At 37.2% G+C, this 1,091-nt stretch carries 1 protein-coding gene and 1 pseudogene; both read right to left on the bottom strand.

Annotated elements, in window-relative coordinates; genetic code table 11:
- Window positions 1-48 precede the first annotated feature (48 nt).
- Window positions 49-288, bottom strand: a complete 240-nt coding sequence (locus QZ327_RS13405; protein ID WP_294620103.1) for an NVEALA domain-containing protein — start codon at window positions 286-288, stop codon at window positions 49-51.
- A 158-nt stretch (window positions 289-446) separates the two neighbouring features.
- A pseudogene (locus QZ327_RS13400) lies at window positions 447-1,091 on the bottom strand (hypothetical protein); the annotation flags it as partial.

The raw sequence follows: 1,091 nt of genomic DNA, 5'->3' as shown, positions 1-1,091 counted from the left end.
GCACACTTCATCAAGGGGGAGCACCCGACAGATTAAAAATACAGATAATTACCAAAGTCTTTCAAGACTATAGCCCCCCATTACATATTCCACTTTGGTTTCACTAAAAGGACAATCAACCCAACCGTATCCCAAGCACATATACGTAGCATCGTATTCATCATCCGCCAAAGCTTCGATGTTCTCCAATGCCAAAGTGCTTAATCCGGCTTTTTCCGAATCTGAATAAATGTAAGTAAATGCTGCAGCGATTAATAAAAAGCAGGTAATAATTAATTTTGTTTTCATAGTACCATTTGTTTTAAAGTGATTATTATGTGTCAATTCTATAGACGCAAATCTATCGAATAAATTAGACAATCAACAATTTTAGGGCTGACAATCACTGACAACAAGAGATTTTTCTTTTTGTCAGCCTTTGTCGGCCCTTGTCAGGTTCTGTCAGCCTATCCTTTTTTAGCCGGTAATCTTTGTTTTTCTTCGATGGAATAGGCGATTTTTAATTGATAGGCGTAATCTTCATTAACTAAAGTCATTTTCGTCATTGACGTCAATACATTTCTCAAACGAGTAACTACTTGATGAACGTTCTCCAGTTTTCCATTGCCTTCAGGCCACAAAATCGACATAATTTCATTAGAAGTAAGCCTATTGTCCTTTGTTTCCATGAATGCTCTCAGTAAGATTTTAGATTGTCGAGACAGATGTTGCGTATGATGTTCACTATTTTCCAATAAAGACCGGTCGAAATCGAACAATGTCCCATCGGGCAGTCTATAAATAAGAGACGTGTTTTCTACTTTCCTTTCTATTATCATAGATAACACTTTAATAAAATGCTTTTTGACTTTATCTCGGAACAAACGACCTAAAAGACAAAAGCACAGAACAACAAACAGAGGTGTAGAAAATTTCAAACAGTCCATCACATTCAAGTTGCCTATCCAAGCATAATTCACAAAACCTGCAATCTCCACCTCGCACCTATAACCGGCATAGCAGGTAAACAAACTATCCCGTAAATATTCCTGATTATAAAGTTGGGAATATTCCACCGCAGTATGATAGTCCAAATCGGTAACGGAACCACG

The organism is uncultured Bacteroides sp. (genome assembly GCF_910578895.1).
Taxonomy (GTDB): domain Bacteria; phylum Bacteroidota; class Bacteroidia; order Bacteroidales; family Bacteroidaceae; genus Bacteroides.
Note: the sequence above shows the minus strand (reverse complement) of the source record. Positions and strands in the feature narration are given on the sequence as shown.